Origin of the sequence: Streptomyces toxytricini (assembly GCF_014649915.1) — a bacterium.
In the GTDB taxonomy this organism is placed as follows: domain Bacteria; phylum Actinomycetota; class Actinomycetes; order Streptomycetales; family Streptomycetaceae; genus Streptomyces; species Streptomyces toxytricini.
In genome coordinates, this window is sequence record NZ_BMTY01000017.1 from 5,227 (window position 1) to 25,800 (window position 20,574).

Below are 20,574 nucleotides of genomic sequence, written 5' to 3' on the forward strand. Positions count from 1 at the left end.
CTCAACACGATGGTCGACCAGCTGTCGAACTTCGCCGAGCAGGTGACCCGGGTGGCCCGCGAGGTGGGCACCGAGGGCATCCTCGGCGGGCAGGCGGAGGTGAAGGGCGTCTCCGGCACCTGGAAGGACCTGACGCAGTCCGTCAACTTCATGGCGAACAACCTCACCTCGCAGGTGCGCAACATCGCCGAGGTGACGACGGCGGTGGCGACCGGAGACCTCTCCAAGAAGATCACGGTCGACGCCAAGGGCGAGATCCTGGAGCTGGTGACGACCGTCAACACGATGGTCGACCAGCTGTCGTCGTTCGCGGAGCAGGTGACGCGGGTGGCCCGGGAGGTGGGCTCAGAGGGCATCCTCGGAGGCCAGGCGCGGGTGCGCGGCGTGACGGGCATCTGGAAGGACCTGACCGACAACGTCAACCTGATGGCGAACAACCTGACCTCCCAGGTGCGCAACATCTCCCAGGTGTCGGCGGCCGTCGCCAACGGCGACCTGACCAAGAAGGTGACGGTGGAGGCGCGCGGCGAGGTCGCACAGCTCGCCGACACGGTCAACACGATGGTCAAGACGCTGTCCTCCTTCGCCGACGAGGTCACCCGCGTGGCCCGCGAGGTGGGCACCGAGGGCCGCCTCGGCGGCCAGGCGCACGTCCCGGGGGTGTCGGGGACGTGGAAGGACCTCACCGACTCGGTGAACTTCATGGCGTCGAACCTGACCGGTCAGGTGCGCCAGATCGCCATGGTCACGACGGCGATCGCCAAGGGCGACATGACCAAGAAGATCGACATCGATGCCCGGGGCGAGATCCTGGAGCTGAAGAACACGATCAACACGATGGTCGACCAGCTGTCGTCGTTCGCGGAGCAGGTGACGCGGGTGGCCCGCGAGGTGGGCACCGAGGGCATCCTCGGCGGTCAGGCCCGGGTGCGGGACGTCGACGGAACGTGGCGGGACCTGACCGAGTCCGTGAACGAGATGGCCGGCAACCTCACCCGGCAGGTCCGCGCGATCGCGGCCGTCGCCACGGCGGTGACCCGCGGCGACCTCAACCTGAAGATCGACGTGGACGCGGCGGGCGAGATCCAGGTCCTCCAGGACAACATCAACACGATGATCGCCAACCTGCGCGACACGACGCTGGCGAACAAGGAGCAGGACTGGCTCAAGGGCAACCTCGCCCGGATCTCGGCCCTGATGCAGGGCCGCCGCGACCTGGACGACGTCGCCTCGCTGATCATGAGCGAGCTGACGCCGGTGGTCTCGGCGCAGCACGGGGCGTTCTTCCTGGCGTCGCCGGCCGGCGGGACCACCGAGATCGGCACCGAGGGCGGCCCGGACGGCTCGTACGAGCTGCGGATGCGCGGGAGCTACGCGTACGCGGGCGGGCAGATGCCGACGGCGTTCAGGCCGGGGGAGGGGCTGATCGGGACGGTCGCGGAGGAGAAGCGGACGATCCTCGTCGAGAACACTCCGCCGGGCTACCTGAAGATCTCCTCGGGGCTCGGGGAGGCGCCCCCGGCGCACGTGATCGTGCTGCCGGTGCTCTTCGAGGGGAAGGTGCTGGGCGTGATCGAGCTGGCGTCGTTCCAGCCGTTCACCCAGATCCAGAAGGACTTCCTGAGCCAGATCGCCGAGATGATCGGCACGAGCGTCAACACCATCAGCGTCAACTCCAAGACGGAGATGCTGCTCAAGCAGTCGCAGGAGATGACGGAGCAGCTGCGCGAGCGCTCCGACGAGCTGGAGAACCGGCAGAAGGCGCTCCAAGCGGCCAACGCGGAACTGGAGGAGAAGGCGGAGCTGCTGGCGCAGCAGAACCGGGACATCGAGGTGAAGAACACCGAGATCGAGGAGGCCCGGCAGGTCCTGGAGGAGCGCGCCGAGCAGCTCGCGGTCTCGATGCGCTACAAGTCGGAGTTCCTGGCGAACATGTCGCACGAGCTGCGGACGCCGCTGAACTCGCTGCTCATCCTGGCGAAGCTGCTCGCCGACAACGCGGACGAGAACCTCTCGCCCAAGCAGGTGGAGTTCGCGGAGACCATCCACGGGGCGGGCTCGGACCTGCTGCAGCTGATCAACGACATCCTGGACCTGTCGAAGGTCGAGGCGGGCAAGATGGACGTCTCGCCGACGCGGATCGCGCTCGTGCAGCTCGTCGACTACGTGGAGGCGACCTTCCGGCCCCTGACCGCGGAGAAGGGCCTGGACTTCTCGGTACGGGTCTCCCCGGAGCTGCCCGCCACCCTGCACACCGACGAGCAGCGGCTGCTGCAGGTGCTGCGGAACCTGTTGTCGAACGCGGTGAAGTTCACCGACACCGGCGCGGTGGAGCTGGTGATCCGCCCGGCGGGGTCGGACGTGCCGCCGGCGATCCGCGAGCAGCTGCTGGAGGCGGGCTCGCTGCGCGAGGCGGACGCGGACCTGATCGCGTTCTCGGTGACGGACACCGGCATCGGGATCGCGGCGAGCAAGATGCTGGTGATCTTCGAGGCGTTCAAGCAGGCGGACGGGACCACGAGCCGCAAGTACGGCGGCACCGGCCTCGGGCTGTCGATCAGCCGGGAGATCGCCCGACTGCTGGGCGGCGAGATCCACGCGGCGAGCGAGCCCGGCCGCGGCTCCACCTTCACGCTGTACCTGCCGCTGCACCCGAGCGAGCTGCCGCCCCAGGGGTACGCCTCCCCGCAGCCCGGCGGCGGCCGGCCGGAGGGCCACCGGCTGCCGGGGGGCGGGGCGCGCGAGGTGCAGGCTCCGGCCGCCCAGGCGGCGCTCCCCGCGGCGCAGCCTGGGCCGGTCCCGCCGGCGGACGCACCCGGCGGGCAGGGCCGGGGCGGGGCGGCGCTGTTCCGCCGCCGCCGCAAGGCGCTGGGCGCCGAGCCGGAGCCGCGTACCGCCGGCGCGCCCGCCGCCCGGGCGGTCGGGGCGGCGCCGGAGGAGGAGGGCTGGACGGCCCCGCAGGAGGAGGCGGCGGCGACGCCGGCGTACGACTTCCACGGGGAGAAGGTGCTCATCGTCGACGACGACGTCCGGAACGTCTTCGCGCTCACCAGCGTGCTGGAGCAGCACGGGCTGGCGGTGCTGTACGCGGAGAACGGCCGGGAGGGCATCGAGGTGCTGGAGCAGCACGACGACGTGGCGGTCGTGCTGATGGACATCATGATGCCGGAGATGGACGGGTACGCGACGACGGCGGCGATCCGGCGGATGCCGCAGTTCGCCGGGCTGCCGATCATCGCGCTCACCGCGAAGGCGATGAAGGGCGACAAGGAGAAGGCCATCGACTCCGGGGCTTCCGACTACGTCACCAAGCCGGTCGACCCGGATTACCTGCTGTCGGTGATGGAGCAGTGGATGCGCGGGGAGTGACAGCCGCGGGCAGGGGACGCCCGGGGAACCCACGGGCGTCCCGCCCCGTTTCCCCTTCGTGCACAGTGACATCTTGGTGACAGGGTGTGGCGATCTCGGGACTGGGGCTACGATGACCGGCACAAGAACGGGCGGCGCAAGGATGCCGCCCTCTGGGGCGGGGCCCGGCGCGCGCGCCGGAGCCAGGAGCCGGGGAGGCCCCATGCCGGGGCGAGGAGGACAGGGCATGGTGCAGAAGGCCAAGATCCTCCTGGTCGACGACCGGCCGGAGAATCTGCTGGCGCTGGAGGCCATCCTCTCCGCGCTCGATCAGACCCTGGTCAGGGCGTCGTCCGGGGAGGAAGCACTCAAGGCGCTGCTCACGGATGATTTCGCGGTCATCCTGCTGGACGTTCAGATGCCGGGGATGGACGGCTTCGAGACGGCCGCGCACATCAAGCGGCGGGAGCGGACCCGGGACATCCCGATCATCTTCCTGACCGCGATCAACCACGGTCCGCACCACACCTTCCGCGGCTACGCGGCGGGTGCGGTGGACTACATCTCCAAGCCGTTCGACCCGTGGGTGCTGCGGGCGAAGGTCTCCGTGTTCGTCGAGCTGTACACGAAGAACTGCCGGCTCCGGGAGCAGGCGGCGCTGCTGCGGCTCCAGCTGGAGGGCGGCGGCACGGCCGACGGTGGCAAGGAGACCGCCGGGCTGCTCGCCGAGCTGTCGGCGCGGCTCGCGGCGGTGGAGGAGCAGGCCGAGGCTCTGACGAAGCAGCTCGGCGAGGAGGCCGCCGATCCGGCGGTCGTGGCGACCGCGGCCCACCTGGAGCGCAAGCTGACCGGGCTGCGGCGGGCGCTGGACGCGCTGGAGCCGGGCTCGGGCGGGGGAGCGCAGGTCATGCCCGCGCAGCACTGACCGGAAGCGGAAGGCCTGGCGGGTCGTCAAACCGACGCTCTCGTGGGCGACACGAAAGGGTGAAGGGGTGGGCACGCGTGTCCACCGGCGTGCGCACCGGTAACCTCGGGCCCATGGCCTCACGTACGTCCGGCAAGGGTTCCCAGAGCACGGCGGGCACCGCGAAGGGCCGCACCGGCCGTACGACGGCGCCGGCGAAGAAGGCGGCCCCCGCGCGCGGCGCGGCCCCGCGGAAGGCGCCCGCCAAGCGGGCCCCCGCGAAGAAGGCGCCGCCGAAGCCCGCCCCCTCCCCGACCGGGGGAGTGGTGCGGCTGGTGCGCGCCGTCTGGCTGGGCTGCGCGCACGCCGTCGGCGCGGTGTTCCGCGGAATCGGGCAGGGTGCGAAGAACCTCGACCCGGCGCACCGCAAGGACGGCGTCGCCCTGCTGCTCCTCGCCCTCGCCCTGATCGTCGCCGCCGGGACCTGGTCGAACCTGAGCGGCCCGGTCGGCGACCTGGTCACGATGCTGGTCACCGGCGCCTTCGGCCGGCTCGACCTGCTCGTGCCCGTCATCCTCGGCGTGATGGCCGTGCGCTTCATCCGCCACCCCGACCAGCCCGATGCCAACGGCCGGATCGGCGTCGGAATGTCCGCACTGGCCGTCGGCGTCCTCGGCCTGGTCCACATCGCCTGCGGCGCGCCCGGCCGGGGCGAGGGCACCACCGCGATGCAGGACGCGGGCGGGCTGATCGGCTGGGCCGCGTCCAAGCCGCTGATCTTCACCATGGGTGCGCCGCTGGCCGTGCCGATGCTCGTCCTCCTCACGGTCTTCGGGCTGCTCGTCGTCACCGCGACGCCCGTCAACGCCATCCCCGAGCGGCTGCGCCGGCTCGGCATCCGCCTCGGCGTGATCGCCCCGAACGAGTACGACGAGGAGTACGGGCTGGCCCCCGCCGCCCGGCGGGGCCGCCACGACCCCGGGCAGTGGCGGGCCCGCGGCGGCCCGGCCGACGCCGGCCCGGACCCGGTGGACGTGGAGGAGCAGGCCCTGGCGGCCCGCCGGCGCCGGCCGCGCCGGACCCCGGTCGACCCCGCCGTGGAGCGGGAGATGGACGCCGTCGACGTGGCCGCGGCGGCCGCGGCCGCCCTGGACGGGGTCGTCCTCGGCGGGATGCCCCCCTCGCCGGTGGTCGCCGACCTCACCCAGGGGATCACCCCCGGGCAGGACGGCGCGGAGCCCACGGCCCCGGTGCCCCCGGCCCGCGCCGGCGCGAAGCCCGGGGCACCCGCCGGGGTGCGCGGCGCCGCCGCGCCGGAGCCGGCCGGCGGGCTGCCGCACGACACCACGGCAGCGGCGTCCGGCACGCTGTCCGTGCCGGACCTCACCAAGGCGCCGCCGGAGCCGCAGCCGCTGCCGCCCCGGGCGGAGCAGCTGCAGCTGCGCGGGGACATCACGTACGCCCTGCCCGCGCTGGACCTGCTGGAGCGCGGCGGGCCCGGCAAGACCCGCAGCGCGGCGAACGACGCCGTCGTCGCCTCCCTGCGCAACGTCTTCTCCGAGTTCAAGGTCGACGCGGACGTCACGGGCTTCACCCGCGGCCCGACGGTCACCCGGTACGAGGTCACCCTCGGCGCGGCCGTCAAGGTGGAGCGGATCACCGCGCTGACCAAGAACATCGCGTACGCGGTCGCGAGCCCCGACGTCCGGATCATCAGCCCCATCCCGGGCAAGTCGGCCGTGGGCATCGAGATCCCGAACACCGACCGCGAGATGGTCAACTTGGGTGACGTGCTGCGCCTGGCGGACGCGGCCGAGGACGACCACCCGATGCTCGTGGCGCTCGGCAAGGACGTCGAGGGCGGCTACGTCATGGCCAACCTCGCGAAGATGCCGCACGTGCTGGTCGCCGGCGCCACCGGCTCCGGCAAGTCCTCCTGCATCAACTGCCTGATCACGTCGATCATGGTGCGGGCGACGCCGGAGGACGTCCGCATGGTGCTGATCGACCCCAAGCGGGTCGAGCTGACGGCCTACGAGGGCATCCCGCACCTGATCACGCCGATCATCACCAACCCCAAGCGGGCCGCGGAGGCGCTCCAGTGGGTCGTGCGCGAGATGGACTTGCGCTACGACGACCTGGCGGCCTTCGGCTACCGGCACATCGACGACTTCAACCAGGCCATCCGCGAGGGCAAGATCAAGCTGCCGCCCGGCAGCGAGCGGGAGCTCAGCCCGTACCCGTACCTCCTGGTGATCGTCGACGAGCTCGCCGACCTGATGATGGTCGCCCCGCGCGATGTGGAGGACTCCATCGTCCGCATCACCCAGCTGGCCCGCGCGGCCGGCATCCACCTGGTGCTCGCCACGCAGCGCCCCTCGGTGGACGTGGTGACGGGCCTGATCAAGGCGAACGTGCCCTCGCGGCTCGCGTTCGCCACGTCCTCGCTCGCCGACAGCCGGGTGATCCTGGACCAGCCGGGCGCCGAGAAGCTGATCGGCAAGGGCGACGGGCTGTTCCTGCCGATGGGTGCGAACAAGCCGGTCCGCCTCCAGGGCGCCTTCGTCACGGAGGAGGAGGTCGGCAAGGTCGTCCGGCACTGCAAGGACCAGATGGCTCCGGTCTTCCGGGACGACGTCACCGTCGGGCAGCAGCAGAAGAAGGAGATCGACGAGGAGATCGGCGACGACCTCGACCTGCTCTGCCAGGCGGCCGAGCTGGTGGTCTCCACCCAGTTCGGCTCGACGTCGATGCTCCAGCGCAAGCTGCGCGTGGGCTTCGCGAAGGCGGGCCGGCTGATGGACCTCATGGAGTCGCGGGGGATCGTCGGTCCGAGCGAGGGCTCCAAGGCGCGCGACGTCCTGGTGAAAGCGGACGAACTGGACGGGGTCCTCGCGGTCATCCGCGGCGAGGCCCCGTAGGGGCGGCAACCCGGACCGGGAGCGGATTTCGCGGGCAACCGTTTCCCTTGGGCCCACGTCTAGTTGAGGGGGGTGGCGGCACCGTCCGGTGCGGTACCCGGTGCGCGTGCGGGTCCGGGCGGCCGCCGGAACGGCACGGGCCCCGGCACGCCATTCGGATGGCGTACGGAGTCCACCCCTCCGGTTGCTCCTCCCTTTCGTCACCCCCCTAGACTGGACATCCAGCAGGTGGCTACACGCTCGAAAGGCGCCCTCGTGTCCATCGGCATCTCCAACTCCCCCGAAGATGAGCGTCCTTCGACCGGCGACCGGTCCGAGGACCGCCCCACCGAACGCACTTCCGAAGGACCGTCCATCGGGACGGCCCTGAAGAAGGCCCGGATCGTTGCCGGGCTCACCGTCGACGAGGTCAGCTCCACGACGCGCGTGCGCATCCCGATCGTGCACGCGATCGAGGCCGACGACTTCACGCGGTGCGGCGGCGACGTGTACGCCCGCGGCCACATCCGCACCCTCGCCCGCGCCGTCGGACTCGACCCGGCCCCCCTGGTCGAGGCGTACGACGCGGCCCACGGCGGCCGGCCGGCGCCCACTCCGGCCGCGCCCATGTTCGACGCGGAGCGGATCCGCCCCGAGCGGCAGCGGCCCAACTGGACCGCCGCCATGGTCGCCGCCATCGTCGCCGTGATCGGCTTCGTCGGCTTCACCGCCTTCGGCGGCGGCGGGGCCGGGGAGAAGCGGCCCCAGGCCGAGGGCTCCCCCGCTCCCAAGGCCGCGCCCAAGCAGCCCGCAGGCAAGCCGGCGCAGCCCCAGCAGAGCCCGGCGGCTCCGAAGCCGGAGCCCTCCGACAGCGCCATCGCCGCCGCACCCAAGGACATGGTCACCGTCGTCCTGACCGCCAGCGACGGCGACAGCTGGATCTCCGCCAAGGACCACAGCGGCCGGCTGCTCTTCGACGGAACCCTGGACATCGGCGAGTCCAAGACCTTCACCGACAAGGAATCCGTCGACCTCGTGATCGGCGACGCCGGTGCCGTCACTCTCTTCGTGAACGGCAAGGAGATCAAGGACAAATTCCAGCCGGGCCAGGTGGAACGCCTCACATACACCAAGGACGATCCCGCACAGGGACCGGCCCAGGCGGGCTGAGCTGCACTGAATGCAGAATTCCGGATCCCCGGGGTGTCGCACGGCACTCCGGGGATCTTGGTTTGCCCGGCCTTGGGGCGGGGGGCGCCGTTCGGACAAAGTAGTCTTGAGTCCATGCCCGAACGCCGTACCGTCGCCCTTGTCACTCTTGGCTGCGCCCGTAACGAGGTGGACTCGGAGGAGCTCGCAGGCCGCTTGGCGGCGGATGGCTGGGAGCTCGTCGAGGACGCCGCCGAAGCGGACGTAGCCGTCGTCAACACCTGCGGCTTCGTCGAAGCCGCGAAGAAGGACTCCGTGGACGCCCTCCTCGAGGCCAACGACCTCAAGGACCACGGGCGCACCCAGGCCGTCGTCGCCGTCGGCTGCATGGCCGAGCGCTACGGCAAGGAGCTCGCCGACGCCCTCCCCGAGGCCGACGGCGTGCTCGGCTTCGACGACTACGCCGACATCTCCAACCGGCTCCAGACCATCCTCAGCGGCGGCAGCGTCGAGGCGCACACCCCGCGCGACCGCCGCAAGCTGCTGCCGATCAGCCCCGCCGAGCGCCAGCAGGCCGCCGACGTCGCCCTGCCCGGGCACGCCCAGGAGCCCGTCCAGGCCCCTGCCGACCTCCCCGAGGGCGTCGCGCCCGCCTCCGGCCCGCGCGCCCCGCTGCGCCGCCGCCTGGCCACCAGCCCGGTCGCCTCGGTCAAGCTCGCCTCCGGCTGCGACCGCCGCTGCTCCTTCTGCGCCATCCCCTCCTTCCGCGGATCGTTCATCTCCCGCCGCCCCTCCGACGTGCTCGGCGAGACGCGCTGGCTCGCGGAGCAGGGCGTCAAGGAGGTCATGCTGGTCTCCGAGAACAACACCTCGTACGGCAAGGACCTGGGTGACATCCGCCTGCTGGAGACGCTGCTGCCCGAGCTGGCCGCCGTCGACGGCATCGAGCGGATCCGCGTCAGCTACCTGCAGCCCGCCGAGATGCGGCCCGGCCTGATCGACGTGCTGACCTCCACCCCGAAGGTCGCCCCCTACTTCGACCTGTCCTTCCAGCACTCCGCGCCCGACGTGCTGCGCGCCATGCGCCGCTTCGGCGACACCGACCGCTTCCTGGAGCTGCTGGACACCATCCGGGGCAAGGCGCCGCAGGCCGGCGTCCGCTCCAACTTCATCGTGGGCTTCCCGGGCGAGACCGAAGCGGACTTCGCCGAGCTGGAGCGCTTCCTCACCCACGCGCGCCTCGACGCGATCGGCGTCTTCGGCTACTCCGACGAGGAGGGCACCGAGGCCGTCGGCTACGAGAACAAGCTGGACGAGGACGCCATCGCCGAGCGGCTCGCCCACATGCAGCGCCTCGCCGAGGAGCTCACCTCCCAGCGCGCGGAGGAGCGGATCGGGGAGACCCTGGAGGTACTCGTCGAATCCGTCGAGGCGGTCGACGAGGACGGCGACGGCGCCTACGGGCGCGCCGCGCACCAGGCCCCCGAGACCGACGGCCAGGTCCTCTTCACCGACAGCACCGGCCTGGTGCCCGGCCGCATGGTGACCGCCAAGGTCGTCGGCACGCTGGGTGTGGACCTGGTGGCCGAGCCCCTGGAGCTGGAGGAGGCGGCCGGATGAGCGGAGTCCCGGCATCTGCGGCGGGCGGGACCGGCCGCCGGCCCGTTCCCGGCGCGAAGCTGGGGGCCGCGGCGGTCGATCAGGCCAGCCTGTGGAACATCGCCAACATCCTGACGATGATCCGGCTCGTCCTGGTGCCGGGATTCGTGCTGCTGCTCCTCGCCGACGGCGGGTACGACCCGGTGTGGCGCGCGTTCGCCTGGGCCGCGTTCGCCGTCGCCATGATCACGGACATCTTCGACGGGCACCTGGCCCGTACGTACAACCTGGTCACGGACTTCGGGAAGATCGCCGACCCCATCGCCGACAAGGCGATCATGGGGTCGGCGCTGGTCTGCCTGTCCTGGCTGGGCGAGCTGCCCTGGTGGGTCACCGGGGTGATCCTCGGGCGGGAGCTCGGCATCACCCTCCTGCGCTTCTGGGTGATCCGCTACGGGGTGATCCCGGCCAGCCGGGGCGGGAAGCTCAAGACGCTGGCGCAGGGCACCGCGGTGGGCATGTACGTCCTCGCGCTGACCGGGGCGCTTGCCACGATGCGCTTCTGGGTGATGGCGGTGGCCGTCGTGCTGACCGTGGTCACCGGTTTGGATTACGTCCGCCAGGCCGTCGTGCTCCGGCGCAGGGGCGTGGCGGCCGAGCGGGCGGCTGCGGCCGAGGGGGCGGCCGCGAGGTGACGGACGCGGTGGGGGATTCCGCAGGGGCCGCAGCGGCCCCGCGGAAGGCGCCGGAGCCGGCGCCCGCGGGCCGGACGGCCGCGGAGGCGGCGGCGGAAGCGCTCCGGCTGCTTGCGGACGGTGACCAGACCCTCGCCGTCGCCGAGTCGCTGACGGGGGGCATGGTCGCCGCCGCGTTGACGTCCGTACCCGGTGCTTCCCGGTCGTTCCGCGGATCGGTCACGGCCTACGCGACCGACGTGAAGGCGCGGGTGCTCGGCGTCGACGCCGAGCTGCTGGCCGCCGAGGGCGCCGTGAACCCGCAGGTGGCGGTCGAGATGGCGGCCGGGGTGCGCCGCGTACTCGACGCCTCGTGGGGGATCGCGACCACCGGCGTGGCCGGCCCGGACCCGCAGGACGGGAAGCCCGTGGGAACGGTTTTCGTCGCGGTTTCCGGACCGCTGTTCGAGAAAAGCGCCGCGTTGAGGTTGAACGGCTCCCGGGAGGAAATCCGTAGGGAGAGTGCACGCACAGTGCTCGAACTCCTCTTGAGCGAACTCCGCGAGAATGTGCGGGGGCAGGATACGGAACAGAACGGGGGGATTTGATGTTTGCAGCCCTGAGTGAACACGACATCGCTCCCCGCACGGCCGCGGCGCGAGGCGGTACGGTGGGGCGTGAAGGATGCGGCTACACGGTCAGAGGAGGGAGCCACCGATGATTCTGCTCCGTCGCCTGCTGGGTGACGTGCTGCGTCGGCAGCGCCAGCGCCAGGGCCGTACTCTGCGCGAAGTCTCCTCGTCCGCCCGAGTTTCTCTCGGCTATCTTTCCGAGGTGGAGCGGGGGCAGAAGGAGGCGTCCTCCGAACTGCTCTCCGCGATCTGCGACGCGTTGGACGTACGGATGTCCGAGCTGATGCGCGAGGTCAGTGACGAGCTGTCGCTGGCCGAGCTGGCACAGTCGGCCGCGGCAAGCGAACCCGTACCGGTGCCGGTACGCCCGATGCTCAACTCGGTCTCCGTGACGTCCGTCGCGGGCGGGCCGGAGCGGGTGACCATCAAGGCACCTGCGGAAGCGGTGAACGTCGTAGCCGCTTGAGCGCGAGTGCGCGCGCCGTGAAGGCAAGAGCGTGGCCGGAGCCCCGGTCGGTGCGCAAGCGCCGGCCGGGGCTCCTCGCCGTTTCGGGTGCGGGTGTGCGGAGTGTACGGGAGGATGGACCGCGTCCGGTCGCGGCCCTGAACCCGGGAGGCAGCCGTGCGGCGGTTGGCCGTGCCCCTCGCAGTGGCGGCGGGCGTGCTCTGGTGCTGGGCCGTGTTGCGGCTGGTGCTGGAGCCGGAGGCCTCCGGGCCGCTGGAGAGCGCGGTGGCCGTGGGCGGCTGGGGGCTGGGCGTGCTGCCGGTCCACTGTGCGCCGAACCGCGGCCGGCGGAAGGGCCGGGCCCCCGGCGGCGGGGCCGCGGCGGGCGGGCGGCCGGATGCGGCGGAGGGGGTGCCGGGACCGTACGCCCGTGACTGACGGACCGTCAGGCGGGGTGCGGGCCGGACTGGCAGCTCGGGCACCAGTACGTCGGGCGGTCGTCCTGGTCGGCCTTGCGCACGGGGGTGCCGCAGCGCAGGCAGGGCAGGCCCAGGCGCCCGTAGACGAACAGGGCGCGTCCGGGCCGGCGGCTGCCGGTGGTGTTGCGGCCCTCGCCCGGGCCGGTGTTGGCGGCGAGCAGGCGTTGCGCCGCCGCGGCCAGGCGGACGGCGGTCCTCGGCGCGTCGGGCAGGGCGCCGACCGGCGTCCAGGGGGTCGCCCCGGCCATGAAGCAGAGCTCGCACTTGTACACGTTGCCGATGCCGGCCAGGTTGCGCTGGTCGAGCAGGGCCTCGCCGAGCGGCCGCTCCGGGGCGGCGAGCAGGTTGGCGGCGGCCCGGTCCGCGTCCCAGTCCGGGCCGAGGAGGTCGGGGCCCAGGTGGCCGACGACGCGGTCCTCGTCGGCGGTGCGCAGCAGCTCCACGACGGGCAGGCGGTAGCCGACGGCCGTGCGGTCGGCGGTGCCCAGGACGGCGCGGACCTCGTACAGGGGGCCGCCGCGCCATTTCTGGCCGGGGGTGAAGACGTGCCAGGCGCCGTCCATGCGCAGGTGGGTGTGGAGGGTCAGGCCCCCCTCGAAGCGGGCGAGGAGGTGCTTGCCGCGGGGGACGACCTCCAGGGTGGTGCGTCCGGTCAGGTCGGTGGTGGCCAGGCGGGGGACGCGCATGTCCCAGACGGTCAGCTCGCGGCCGGCGAGGGCGGCGTGCAGCCGGGCCGCCGCACGCCAGACGCTGTCTCCTTCGGGCATGGGCCCATTGTGGGCCCGGGGGGCCCGGAGACGGGCCGAGCCCCTGCGGCCGGGTGGCGCCGCAGGGGCCCGTACGGGGATCGGGAGGGTTCACCGGGCCGCGGACGCGGCCTGCGGGTCACTTCCAGACGAGGCCCTTGCCGTCGCTGAGGGAGTTGTACGGGTTGCCCCAGTACTCGGCGCCGGAGACCTTGGTCTCGGCGGAGGGGGCCAGGGCGACGGCGCAGCCCGTGGCGGTCTGGCCGTTGGTGAAGCCCTTCGGCAGGGAGTCGTTCGGGCACTTGTCGAACTTGCCGATGACGGAGAGCTTGCCGGCCTCGCTGCCGTCGCCGAGGAGGCCCTTCATGTGGCCGACGGTGGTGAACGACAGGTCGACGGTGCCGACGTTCTTGACCGAGTAGCGGATGTAGTACGGAACCTTGCCCTTGACCTGGTCGCCGAGCTTGAAGACGTCGAGGTCGGAGGGGTTGCCCTGCTCGATCGCGGTGACGGTGAGGGCGATCGTGCCGCCCTTCGTCTTGCCGTAGTCGAACGGCACGGTGGCCGTTTCGCCGATCTTGAACGTCTGGCCGGGCTTGGCCATGCCGGCGGGCGTGCCGCCGGCCGGCGCCCCGCTGCTCTGGCCGGCGTCCGGGGTGGCCGGGGCGGCGCTCTGGTCACCGCCCGCGGGGGCGGAGGAGGCCGGGGCGGACGGCGCCGGGGCGAGCTCCTCGTTGCCGTTCTTGCAGCCGGTCAGCGTCAGGGTGCCGGCGACCGCCAGGCCGATGACGGCGGTGGTGGCTCGTCGCGTGTTGCTCACAGTCTTCGTCCCCCATGTAGGTGCACTTTGGTGTGGCATCGTCACGAGCGATGCCTGCGGGAATCTTGATAGCCGAGGCGCGGGGCCAGATTCCAGCCATGACCGGGTCTGTGACATGCTCCGTACATAAGCGCGACGTAAGTGCAACGGCCGAGACCTGACCGCAGCCTTACGACCGCAGCCGCAGCCCCCGCGGACTCGCGTGGAAGCCGGCCGCCTCCAGCACCCCGCCCAGCGGCGACGTCAGCGCCGGCGCCGCATTGATCCGCTCCACCGTCAGTGCCGGGAGCGTCCCCGCCCGCGACGCCTCCGCCAGCGCGGCCGCCGCCGCGGCCAGCCTCGGATCCCCGGCCTCCGGCCACGCCAGGAGCGTCTTCCCGCCCCGCTCCAGGTACAGCACCAGCTCCCCGTCCACCAGCACCACCAGCGAGCCCGCCTTGCGGCCCGGCTTGTGCGAGGCCCCCGCCGGAGGCTCCGGCCACGGCAGGGCCGCCCCGTACGCGTTCGCCGGGTCCGCGGCGGCCAGCACCACCGCCGCCAGCGGCGGCGGATTGCGCTCCGCCGACCGCAGCCGGTCCACCGCGCCGTCCATCGCGAACTGGGCGGCGCCCAGCCCCTCCACCACGTACCCGCGGCGGGCCTGCCCGCTGTCCTCGAACGCCGACAGCACCCGGTACACCGCGCTGAAGCCGCCCTCGACGCCCTCCGCGGCCACCGCCCCCCGCGTCACCACCCCGTGCCGGTCCAGGAGCGTCCGGGCCAGCGCGTGCGCCCGGTGCGTCGGATCCGGAGCCGGCTCCGGCAGCAGCGACCAGCGGCCCGAGACCGTGGGCGGCCCCTGCCGCACGGCCTGGGCCGCGCCCACCGACCCGTACCGCCCGCGCGGCACCGTACGGCGCGCCCGGTGGGCGGTGGCGCCGGCCGTGCGGCCCGACCCCAGCACCGCCCGAAGCGGCGCCAGCGTGTCGTTCGTCAGCCGCCCCGACCAGGCCAGGTCCCACAGCGCGTCCGCCATCTGCGGCTCGGAGGCCTCCGGATGGCGGGCCCGCACCGCCTGCGCCACCTGGCGGAAGAACAGCCCGTACCCGCCCGACAGCGCTTCCAGCAGCGCCTCGTGAAGCGGCGTCAGCTCCAGCGGGTGCGCGGGCGGCAGCAGCAGCGGCGCCGCGTCCGCCAAGTACAGCGACACCCACCCGTCCTTGCCGGGCAGCGCCCCGGCGCCCGCCCACACCACCTCCCCGGTGGTGGTCAGCTCGTCCAGCATGGCCGGCGAGTAGCCCGCCACCCGCGAGGGCAGGACCAGCCGCTCCAGCGCCGACGCCGGCACCGGGGCGCCCTGCAGCTGCTCGATCGCCCTGGCCAGGCCGTCGATGCCGCGCAGCCCCCCGCCCAGGTGCTGCCACTGCGGCAGGAACACCGCCAGCGAGGCCGGAGGCACCGGCTCCAGCTCCTCGCGGAGCGCGGCCAGCGAGCGCCGCCGCAGCCTGCGCAGCACCGCCGCGTCGCACCACTCCTGGCCGATGCCCGCCGGATGGAACTCCCCCTGCACGACCCGACCGGCCGCCGCCAGCCGGTGCAGGGCCCCCTCGGTGACCGCCGCCCCCAGTCCGAACCGGGCCGCCGCGGCGACCGTGGTGAACGGGCCGTGCGTCCGCGCGTACCGCGCCAGCAGGTCCCCCAGCGGATCCTTCACCGGCTCGGTGAACGCCTCCGGCACCCCCACCGGCAGCGCCGTGCCCAGGGCGTCGCGCAGCCGCCCCGCGTCCTCGACGGCCGCCCAGTGCTCCCCGCCCGCGATGCGCACCCGGATCACCCGCCGGGCCCGCTCCAGCGCCCGCGGCCACGCCTCCTCCGCCCCCCGCTGCACCAGCTCGCCGTCCGTCAGCGGCCCCAGCAGCCGCAGCAGATCGGCCACGGACTCCTCGTCCTTGGCCCGCCGGTCCGGCGTGAGCCACTGCAGCTCCTGCTCCAGCTCCGCCAGCACCCCGGCGTCCAGCAGCTCCCGCAGCTCCGCCTGGCCGAGCAGCTCCGCCAGCAGCCGCGAGTCCAGCGACAGCGCGGCCGCCCGCCGCTCCGCCAGCGGCGAGTCCCCCTCGTACAGGAACTGGGCGACGTACCCGAACAGCAGCGAGCGGGCGAACGGCGAGGGCTCCGCCGTCGTCACCTCCACCAGCCGCACCCGCCGCGCCTCGATGTCCCCCATCAGCTCCGCCAGCCCCGGCACGTCGAAGACGTCCTGCAGGCACTCGCGGACGGCCTCCAGCACGATCGGGAACGACCCGAACTCCGAAGCCACCTGGAGCAGCTGGGACGCCCGCTGCCGCTGCTGCCACAGCGGCGTGCGCCGGCCCGGATTGCGCCGCGGCAGCAGCAGCGCCCGCGCCGCGCACTCCCGGAACCGCGAGGCGAACAGCGCGGAGCCGCCCACCTGGTCGGTGACGATCCCGGCGACCTCGCCGTGGTCGAAGGCCACGTCCGCCGCGCCCAGCGGCGCCTGCCCGTCGTCGAAGGCGAACGACTGCACGGACGCGGGATCGTGGTCGAGGAGGTCCGCCGACAGCAGGTCGGCGTCCGGCAGGCGCAGCACGATGCCGTCGTCCCCGTGCATCACCTGCGCGTCCATCCCGTACTTCTCCGCGAGCCGGGCGCTGAGCGCCAGCGCCCACGGCGCGTGCACCTGCGCACCGAACGGGGAGTGCACCACGACCCGCCAGTCCCCGAGCTCGTCCCGGAACCGCTCGACCAGGATGGTCCGGTCGTCCGGCACGTGCCCGCAGGCCTCCCGCTGCTCCGCCAGGTACGCCAGCACGTTCTCCGCGGCCCGGCCGTCGAGTCCCGCAGCGAGGAGCCGCAGCCGGGCGTCCTCGGCGGTCATCGCGCCGACCTCGCGCAGGAACGCGCCGACCGCCCGGCCCAGTTCCAGCGGGCGGCCCAGCTGGTCGCCCTTCCAGAACGGCAGCCGCCCCGGAACCCCGGGGGCCGGGGTGACGAGCACCCGGTCCCGGGTGATGTCCTCGATCCGCCACGACGTGGTGCCGAGGGTGAACACGTCCCCCACGCGGGACTCGTACACCATCTCCTCGTCGAGCTCGCCGACCCGCCCGCCGCCCTTCTTCGGGTCCGCCCCGGCCAGGAAGACGCCGAACAGCCCCCGGTCGGGAATGGTTCCGCCCGAGGTGACCGCCAGGCGCTGCGCCCCCGGCCTGCCCGTGACCGTCCCCGCGACCCGGTCCCACACCACCCGCGGCCGCAGCTCCGCGAACGCGTCCGACGGGTAGCGCCCCGCCAGCATGTCCAGCACCCCGGTGAACGCCGACTCCGGCAGCGCCGCGAACGGCGCGGCCCGCCGCACCAGCGCCAGCAGCTCGTCCAGCTGCCAGGTGTCCATCGAGGTCATCGCGACCACCTGCTGCGCCAGCACGTCCAGCGGGTTCGACGGGATGCGCAGCGACTCGATGGCCCCCGCCCGCATCCGCTCCGTGACGACCGCCGCCTGCACCAGGTCGCCCCGGTACTTGGGGAAGACCACACCGGTCGAGACCGCACCCACCTGGTGCCCGGCCCGGCCCACCCGCTGGAGGCCCGACGCCACCGACGGCGGCGACTCCACCTGCACCACCAGGTCCACCGCGCCCATGTCGATGCCCAGCTCCAGGCTGGAGGTGGCGACCACCGCGGGCAGCCGGCCCGCCTTCAGGTCCTCCTCCACCAGCGCCCGCTGCTCCTTGGACACCGAGCCGTGGTGCGCCCGCGCCAGCAGCGGCGGCGCGCCCAGCGCCGCCCCCGACTGCGCCATCACCTCCGCCGGAGGCGCGCCCTCCGGCAGCCGCTCGCCCATCGCGCGCTCGTACGCGATCTCGTTCAGCCGGTTGCACAGACGCTCCGCGAGCCGGCGCGAGTTGGCGAACACGATGGTGGAGCGGTGCGCCTGCACCAGGTCGGCGATCCGCTCCTCCACGTGCGGCCAGATCGACGGCCGGTCGCCGCCCTCCCGGCCCTCCGTGGCGGGGGAGCCGCCCAACTCGCCCAGGTCCTCGACCGGTACGACCACCGACAGGTCGAACTCCTTCTCCGACGGCGGCTGCACGATCTCCACCCGGCCGCGCGGCGAGAGGTACCGGGCCACCTCCTCCACCGGGCGCACCGTCGCCGACAGGCCGATCCGGCGGGCCGGGCGCGGCAGCAGCTCGTCCAGCCGCTCCAGGGACAGCGCCAGGTGCGCGCCGCGCTTGGTGCCCGCCACCGCGTGCACCTCGTCCAGGATGACCGTCTCCACCCCGGACAGCGCCTCGCGCGTCGCCGACGTCAGCATCAGGAACAGCGACTCGGGCGTGGTGATCAGGATGTCCGGCGGCCGGTTCGCCAGCGCGCGCCGCTCGGCGGCCGGGGTGTCGCCCGAGCGGATCCCGACCCTGATTTGCGGCTCCGGCAGCCCGAGCCGCACCGACTCCTGCCCGATGCCGGTCAGCGGGCTGCGCAGGTTCCGCTCGACGTCGACCGCGAGGGCCTTCAGCGGCGACACGTACAGCACGCGGCAGCGCTTCTTCGGCTCCGCGGGCGGCGGTTCGGAGGCCAGCCGGTCCAGGGCGGCGAGGAACGCGGCCAGCGTCTTGCCGGAGCCGGTCGGCGCGACGACCAGGACGTCGGACCCCTGCCCGATGGCCCGCCAGGCGCCCTCCTGGGCGGCGGTGGGAGCACGGAAAGCCCCCGTGAACCAGGAGCGGGTCGCGGGGGAGAACGCCTCGAGCGCAGAGCCGGCCATGCCCCCATCCTGCACCTCGGCACCGACAACGGCCGTGACCTGCGCACCCGCCGCAGCCGCCGCGCCGGGCCGCCCGGCCCCGCCGCCTGCCGGGCTCCGGCCGGCGCGCAGAATGGAGGGGTGGCGCGAGCGGACGGCAGGGAGTGGGCGCGGCACTGGCGGTACGCGGAACTGCCGGGCCTGGACCTGCTGCGCGCCCGCTACGTGAGCCACTCCTTCCCCCGCCACGCCCACGACGGGTACGTCATCGCGGCCGTCACCGGCGGCGTCGAGGAGGTCGGCCTGCCCGGCGGCGCCCTGCGCGCCGGCCCCGGCAGCATCGTCCTGATCAACCCCGAGGTCCCCCACACGGCGCGCGCCGGCGTCCCCGAGGGCTGGGCGTACGCCACCCTCTACCCCTCCCGCGAGCTGGTCGGCCGCGTCGCCGCCGAGATCGCCGGGCTGCGCGGCACCCCCGGCTTCACCGTCGACTCCGTATCCGATCCGCAGACCTCGCACACGATCACCGAGGTGCACCGGGCCGCCGAGGAGGGCAACGCCCTCGCCGCCGACACCCTTCTGCACACCGCCGTGGCCCGGATGCTGGCCCGGCACGCGGGACCGCTGCCGGCCGCGCCCGCCGCGAGTGCCGGGGCCGCGGGCGCGGTGCGGGCCCGGGCGGTGCTGCTGGAGCGGATGGCCGACCCGCCGTCGCTGGAGCAGCTCGCCGCGGAGCTCGGAACCAGCCCGTTCGCCCTGCTGCGGGCGTTCCGCGAGCGCTACGGGATGCCGCCGCACACCTGGCTGACCGACGCGCGGGTGCGGCGGGCGCGCCGCCTGCTGGACGCGGGCACCGCCCCGGCCGAGGCGGCCGTCGCCGTCGGCTTCACCGACCAGCCCCACCTCAACCGGCACTTCACCCGCATCGTGGGGGTCCCGCCGGGCGCCTACCGGCGGGAGCGGGCCGGATAGCCGCGCCGCGCCCTCCGCCCGCCGGGCCTGCAAGAACGTACAAGACCGGCCCCGCCTGCCGTGCGTACCGTCGCGGCGTGCGAGAACGTCAGACGGTGACACGACAGGACCGGCCCGGCCCCGGGGACACCCCCGGCGGGACGGGCGCGGGCGGCGCCGCGGAGCCCGCCGGCCGGCCGCGCGCGCAGGTGGTGCGCGACGCCCTCGGCGTCGGGGTGGCCGTCGGCCTGTCCGGCTTCGCGTTCGGGGTGACCGCCGCCGGATCCGGGGTGAGCGCCCTCCAGGCGTGCCTCCTGAGCCTGCTCGTCTTCACCGGGGCGTCGCAGTTCGCGCTGGTCGGTGCGCTCGCCGCGGGCGGCAACCCGTTCACGGCCGCCGCCGGCGCCTTCTTCCTCGGCACCCGCAACGCCTTCTACGGGTTGCGCCTGTCGCAGCTGCTCGCCCTGCCGCGGGCCGTGCGGCCGCTCGCCGCGCACTGGGTGATCGACGAGACCGCCGCCGTCGCGCTGGCCCAGCCCGACCGCCGCTCGGCGCGCCTCGGGTTCACCGTGACCGGCCTGACGCTGTACGTGCTGTGGAACCTGACCACCCTGCTCGGCGTGCTCGGCGCCGAGGCGATCGGGGACACGGCCGCCTGGGGGCTGGACGCCGCCGGGCCCGCCGTCTTCCTGGCCCTGCTCGCGCCGATGCTGCGGACCGGCACCGAGCGCGCCGTCGCCGTGCTCGCCGTCGTCCTCGGGCTGGGCCTGCTGCCCGTGCTGCCCGCCGGGCTGCCGGTGCTCGTCGCCGCGCTCGCCGCCCCCGCGATCCTCTGGCTGAAGGGACGCCGCAAGTGAACGTGTGGCTCGCCATCGCGCTGACCGCCGCCGGCTGCTACGCCGTCAAGCTGGCCGGGCTCCTCGTGCCCGCCGGGGCGCTGGAGCGGCCCCTGGTGCGCCGGCTCGCCGGACTCCTGCCGGTCGCCCTGCTCGCAGCGCTCACCGCCCAGCAGACCTTCGGTGCCGGGCAGCAGGTCGTCCTCGACGCCCGCGCCGCGGGCCTGGCCGCCGCCGGGATCGCGCTGCTGCTGCGGGCGCCGTTCCTGCTCGTGGTCGGGGCGGCCGTCGCCGTCACGGCGGGCGTGCGCGCCCTGGGCGGATAGGGCCCGGGGACCGCCGCGGGATAC

At 73.7% G+C, this 20,574-nt stretch carries 15 protein-coding genes; 12 read left to right on the forward strand and 3 right to left on the reverse strand.

Annotated elements, in window-relative coordinates; translation table 11 throughout:
* The 9 genes from IE170_RS32810 to IE170_RS21455 form a co-directional block, all read left to right on the forward strand.
* On the forward strand, window positions 1-3,369 hold a 3,369-nt coding region (locus IE170_RS32810), incomplete at its 5' end, for a HAMP domain-containing protein (protein WP_229885034.1).
* Between the two features lie 226 nt (window positions 3,370-3,595).
* On the forward strand, window positions 3,596-4,273 hold the full coding sequence (locus IE170_RS21420) for a response regulator (protein ID WP_114054462.1): 678 nt from the start codon (window positions 3,596-3,598) through the stop codon (window positions 4,271-4,273).
* A gap of 113 nt (window positions 4,274-4,386) precedes the next feature.
* Window positions 4,387-7,173 (forward strand): FtsK/SpoIIIE family DNA translocase, encoded by a 2,787-nt coding sequence (locus IE170_RS21425; RefSeq protein WP_189811060.1) that lies wholly within the window; start codon window positions 4,387-4,389, stop codon window positions 7,171-7,173.
* A 255-nt stretch (window positions 7,174-7,428) separates the two neighbouring features.
* Window positions 7,429-8,322, forward strand: coding sequence for a helix-turn-helix domain-containing protein (locus tag IE170_RS21430; protein WP_189811061.1), 894 nt, complete (start codon window positions 7,429-7,431; stop codon window positions 8,320-8,322).
* A 114-nt stretch (window positions 8,323-8,436) separates the two neighbouring features.
* Entirely contained in the window at window positions 8,437-9,921 is a 1,485-nt protein-coding gene (gene rimO, locus IE170_RS21435; RefSeq protein WP_189811062.1) for a 30S ribosomal protein S12 methylthiotransferase RimO, read from the forward strand.
* On the forward strand, window positions 9,918-10,595 hold the full coding sequence (gene pgsA, locus IE170_RS21440; protein ID WP_189811063.1) for a CDP-diacylglycerol--glycerol-3-phosphate 3-phosphatidyltransferase: 678 nt from the start codon (window positions 9,918-9,920) through the stop codon (window positions 10,593-10,595). Before rimO ends, pgsA begins: the two co-directional genes overlap by 4 nt.
* 107 nt (window positions 10,596-10,702) lie before the next feature.
* The gene (locus IE170_RS21445; RefSeq protein ID WP_223856363.1) at window positions 10,703-11,182 is read left to right on the forward strand and encodes a CinA family protein; all 480 of its coding nucleotides are present in this window, start codon (window positions 10,703-10,705) and stop codon (window positions 11,180-11,182) included.
* A 109-nt stretch (window positions 11,183-11,291) separates the two neighbouring features.
* Complete coding sequence (locus IE170_RS21450; RefSeq protein WP_114054467.1) at window positions 11,292-11,672, forward strand: helix-turn-helix domain-containing protein; 381 nt, start codon at window positions 11,292-11,294, stop codon at window positions 11,670-11,672.
* Between the two features lie 171 nt (window positions 11,673-11,843).
* Window positions 11,844-12,089, forward strand: a complete 246-nt coding sequence (locus IE170_RS21455; RefSeq protein ID WP_373299030.1) for a hypothetical protein — start codon at window positions 11,844-11,846, stop codon at window positions 12,087-12,089.
* A gap of 7 nt (window positions 12,090-12,096) precedes the next feature.
* On the opposite strand, the gene IE170_RS21460 is transcribed toward IE170_RS21455, so the two are convergent.
* The 3 genes from IE170_RS21460 to IE170_RS21470 form a co-directional block, all read right to left on the reverse strand.
* Window positions 12,097-12,897 (reverse strand): DNA-formamidopyrimidine glycosylase family protein, encoded by an 801-nt coding sequence (locus tag IE170_RS21460; protein ID WP_189811065.1) that lies wholly within the window; start codon window positions 12,895-12,897, stop codon window positions 12,097-12,099.
* 118 nt (window positions 12,898-13,015) lie between these two features.
* Complete coding sequence (locus IE170_RS21465) at window positions 13,016-13,696, reverse strand: hypothetical protein (RefSeq protein WP_189811066.1); 681 nt, start codon at window positions 13,694-13,696, stop codon at window positions 13,016-13,018.
* Window positions 13,697-13,865: 169 nt separating this feature from the next.
* Window positions 13,866-18,458 (reverse strand): ATP-dependent helicase, encoded by a 4,593-nt coding sequence (locus IE170_RS21470; RefSeq protein WP_189811067.1) that lies wholly within the window; start codon window positions 18,456-18,458, stop codon window positions 13,866-13,868.
* A 120-nt stretch (window positions 18,459-18,578) separates the two neighbouring features.
* Here IE170_RS21470 and IE170_RS21475 point away from each other — a divergent pair, with 120 nt between their 5' ends.
* The 3 genes from IE170_RS21475 to IE170_RS21485 all read left to right on the forward strand — a co-directional run bounded on the left by IE170_RS21475 (window position 18,579) and on the right by IE170_RS21485 (window position 20,550).
* Window positions 18,579-19,409 (forward strand): AraC family transcriptional regulator, encoded by an 831-nt coding sequence (locus IE170_RS21475; RefSeq protein WP_189811068.1) that lies wholly within the window; start codon window positions 18,579-18,581, stop codon window positions 19,407-19,409.
* Window positions 19,410-19,597: 188 nt separating this feature from the next.
* Window positions 19,598-20,245, forward strand: coding sequence for an AzlC family ABC transporter permease (locus tag IE170_RS21480; protein ID WP_229885058.1), 648 nt, complete (start codon window positions 19,598-19,600; stop codon window positions 20,243-20,245).
* Window positions 20,242-20,550, forward strand: a complete 309-nt coding sequence (locus IE170_RS21485) for an AzlD domain-containing protein (protein ID WP_189811069.1) — start codon at window positions 20,242-20,244, stop codon at window positions 20,548-20,550. The genes IE170_RS21480 and IE170_RS21485 overlap by 4 nt, the downstream gene beginning before the upstream one ends.
* The last annotated feature ends 24 nt before the right edge of the window (window positions 20,551-20,574 follow it).